This window comes from Candidatus Angelobacter sp., from assembly GCA_035607015.1.
Lineage (GTDB): Bacteria > Verrucomicrobiota > Verrucomicrobiia > Limisphaerales > AV2 > AV2.
The window spans coordinates 1-3657 of record DATNDF010000100.1; the positions used below are offsets into that span (position 1 = coordinate 1).

At 57.0% G+C, this 3657-nt stretch carries 4 protein-coding genes; 2 read left to right on the top strand and 2 right to left on the bottom strand.

Annotated elements, in window-relative coordinates:
• Window positions 1-632, bottom strand: a 632-nt coding sequence (locus VN887_04085) for a sulfite reductase (protein ID HXT39184.1), incomplete at its 3' end; no start/stop codon positions are given.
• Window positions 633-834: 202 nt separating this feature from the next.
• On the opposite strand from VN887_04085, the gene nifS reads away from it, so the two are divergent.
• Window positions 835-2046 carry a cysteine desulfurase NifS gene (gene nifS, locus VN887_04090; GenBank protein HXT39185.1) on the top strand — a complete coding sequence of 404 codons (1212 nt, stop codon included), beginning with the start codon at window positions 835-837 and terminating at the stop codon, window positions 2044-2046.
• An 82-nt stretch (window positions 2047-2128) separates the two neighbouring features.
• The gene (locus VN887_04095) at window positions 2129-2608 is read left to right on the top strand and encodes an Lrp/AsnC family transcriptional regulator (GenBank protein ID HXT39186.1); all 480 of its coding nucleotides are present in this window, start codon (window positions 2129-2131) and stop codon (window positions 2606-2608) included.
• A 42-nt stretch (window positions 2609-2650) separates the two neighbouring features.
• Here the strand turns inward: VN887_04095 and VN887_04100 are convergent.
• A partial coding sequence (locus VN887_04100; protein ID HXT39187.1) for an aminotransferase class V-fold PLP-dependent enzyme occupies window positions 2651-3657 on the bottom strand: 1007 nt, incomplete at its 5' end.

A 3657-nucleotide genomic window follows, 5' to 3' on the forward strand; every position in this document is an offset into this window, starting at 1 on the left:
TTGAATTTGCGCGGCAGATAGGTCTTGCCGTAGAGCGGGTCCGTGAAGTCCTTGTTGGCCGGGTCGTCGAGGTTCAACTGCGCACCGTCAATCCATATCGAATGATACGCCCTGGTGCGGGGCGCGAGCGCCATGGCCGCGCGCGAGCAATCCTCGAACACCTGCTGTCGGGCTGGGGTGTATGCGGGCGTGGGGGGTGCCAGCACGTTGCGGTTCACATCGCCGCAGGCTGAAAGTGTCGAGAGCAGCGATTCGTTGATGCCTTTGACCAGAGCGCGAAGACCGGACTTCACGACCCCATGAAATTGGATGCTCTGTCGCGTGGTGATGCGGAGCGAGTCGTTGCCATATCGCGCCGAAAGATCATCGAACACAATCCATTGCCGGGACGTCATCACGCCGCCGGGGATGCGTCCCCGGATCATCATGATGTATTTCTTTTGAGTCTTGCGCAAATCTCGATCATCTTGCTGATAAATGCCATGAAACTTGAGGAACTGGACATCGTCCTCTGAAAAGCGGTCGCTATTGGCGTCCGCCAGCGTATTGGCAATGCCGCCGGCGAGCGTCGGGGTCGCTTCCTTGATGACTTCATTGTGCGTCACTTTCGGTGGCGCTTCGGAGACAATCATAAGTTATACACTAAACATGCTTAATTATCATCAACCTCTGTAAAATGTCAATGTATTCGCGTAAAGGTTAGCTCCAAGACTGTCGGCGCACAAAGGAATTCCACCCGAACGCAACGTTTCGAGTCGCGTTCAACCATTGGCCACTTGCATCGGAGCGTACAATGCCTACAGTGACCCGCTTGGCCGATGATTTCGCTGCAGCATGAGCCGACAAAAGACCTACTACTTCGACAATAATGCCACGACGCGAGTGGCGCCACAAGTGGTGGAAGCAATGCTGCCGTTTCTGACTGAAGACTGGGGCAACCCATCCAGCGCCTACACGTTCGGCAATCAAATCGCCCGGTGCATCCAGGACGCGCGGGCCAAGGCGGCCGCGCTCATCAACGCCGATCCACGTGACGTGATTTTCACCAGTTGCGGCACCGAGAGCAACAATACGGCAATTCACAGCGCGCTCATGACGAACCCCGGCAAACGGCATGTCGCCACGACGGCTGTGGAACACTCGGCCAACATCAAATTCTGCGAGCATCTTCAGAAACGTGGCTACGCGGTGACGTTTCTTCCAGTCGAATCCGACGGTTCGTTGGACCTGCATCTGCTCGAAAAATCCATCCGACCCGACACGGCGATTGTCTCGGTCATGTGGGCGAACAACGAAACCGGCGTGATTTTTCCCATTGAGGAAATCGCGGCGATCTGCCGCAGCAAAGGCGTGCTTTGCCACACGGACGCCGTGCAAACGCCGGGCAAGCTGAAGATTGATGTGCAAAACCTTGGTGTGGATTTCCTGTCGCTGTCCGCGCATAAGTTTCATGCGCCAAAAGGCGTCGGCCTTCTTTACATCAGGCGACGTACGAAGTTTCAGCCTTACATCGTTGGTGGCCGTCAGGAGGGCGACCGCCGTGGTGGGACGGAAAATGTACCTTACATCATCGCGACGGGTGAGGCGGCGGAACTGGCGGCGGAACATCTACGGGAAGAAAACACGCGGGTGCGCGCCTTGCGGGACCGGCTGGAGGACCATATCCTTAAAACCATACCGGACACGAACCGCAATGGGGCAAAGGACGGGCGCCTGCCGAACACGACCAATATTTCTTTCGGTCGCGTCGAGGCCGAGGGGATTCTCGTGTTGCTTGACCAGGCAGGCATTTGCGCGTCAAGCGGTTCGGCCTGCACCACCGGTTCGCTCGATCCTTCGCACGTCCTTGTGGCAATGGGCTTGAATCCGGCACGCGCGCGCGGATCGGTGCGGTTCAGCCTCGGTGTCTATAACACGGATGAGGATGTGGACTACTTGTTGAAACATCTGGCGCCAGCCATCGCGAAATTGCGGGCTGGCGTGCCGGAAGACACGGTCGGAACACTGGAGACCGCTGGCCGAAAGCCGCGCAAAACGGCGGCATGACAGTTCGGAACGCCTCCGGATTTCCGGGGTTCGCTCCGAAATTTTCGTGTTCAAGACACGCTTTCCTGCTTAACTCTCCGGAATGGATCAATTGTTGAACCTGCTGCGCGAAAACGCGGCGCTGACACCTGCCCAGCTTTCCAAAATGCTCAACCTCTCGGAAGCCGAGGTGGCTGCGAAAATAAAAACCTACGAAAAGGACCAGGTCATCCTTGGCTACCGCACGATCGTAAATGAGGAAAAGCTGGGGGTGGATCGGGTGCGGGCGGTCATCGAAGTGAAAATCACCCCCGAACGCGGCGGCGGCTTTGACCGTCTGGCCGAGCGTATTGCCAAGTATGCCGAGGTTCGATCCTGTTACCTGATGTCCGGCGGATACGATTTGCTGGTCATCGCGGAAGGCAACAGCCTGCGCGAAGTGGCGTCGTTTGTTTCGGAGAAGCTGGCGACGATTCAAGGCGTGCTTTCCACGTCCACACACTTCATGCTCAAGCCCTACAAGGAACAGGGCATGTTGATGGCGCGCGAGCAGAACGAGGAGCGACTCGCAGTGACGCCGTAATATGAATGATCCCCGGAAGCGACTCCCTTTGCTCCGGACGTCTTACAGCCGTTTCATCGCCGAGTCCATCGCCGCATAAAGCTGGTTCATCGTCGTTTCGGTTTCGTCACCCATGTTCGAGATTCGGAAAGTTGTGCCCTTGATTTTCCCGTAGCCGCCATCAATGAGAAATCCCTGGTCCTTGACCAGTTTTTGCAATTTGGCGACATCCACTGCACGCCCCCCGGGCTTCGCGCCATTATTTACGCAAGTGAGTGTGACCGATTCAAAATCCTTTTCCGGGAAAAGCGTGAATCCATGCCGTTCCGCCCAGTTGCGGGTCATCTGCGCCAGTGTTACGTGCCGCTTGTAACGAACATCGAGTCCTTCGGCAAAGATGTCTTCGAGCTTCGACGCCAGCGCATAGACGTGCCCGATGCTGGGCGTGCTCGGTGTCATGTTCTGTTCGGCATTTTTTTGGAACTCGACAAAATCGAAGTAGTAGCCGCGGTCCCTGCTCATCGCCGCCCTGGCCAAAGCGGCCGGCGAGCAGGCGAACAGCGTCAGGCCCGGGGGCATGGCGAACGCTTTTTGCGTTCCTGCCAGCAGCACGTCGATGCCGAGCGCATCGAATTCAATCTTCGTCGCCGAAAGCGAACTGACCGCGTCCACGATGAACATCACATCGGGATATTTCCTCTTTAACGCGGCAATCTCCACCAACGGACTCATCACGCCGGTCGAAGTCTCGTTGTGAATCAGGGTGAGCGCGTCAAACTGGCCGGAGGCGAGTTTGATGTCCACCTGTTCCGCGCGGATGGGCGAGCCCCATTCGACCTGGAGCGCCTCGGCGTCCTTGCCGCAGCGTTTCGATACATCGAACCACTTGTCTGAAAAAGCGCCGCACATACAGTTGAGCACTTTTTTGGAAACCAGGTTGCGAATGGCGCCCTCCATCACACCCCAGGCGGACGAGGTGGAAAGGTAAACGAGTTGTTTCGTGAACAGCAGTTGTTGGAGCTGCGGCTGGACTTTAGCGTAGAGGTCTTTGAACCCCTGTCCGCGATGGC

What these genes read in the sequence shown, in the direction of transcription:
- nifS (HXT39185.1), top strand. Translation starts at nt 835, where the DNA reads ATGAGCCGACAAAAGACCTACTACTTCGACAATAATGCCACGACGCGA.
- VN887_04095 (HXT39186.1), top strand. Translation starts at nt 2,129, where the DNA reads ATGGATCAATTGTTGAACCTGCTGCGCGAAAACGCGGCGCTGACACCT.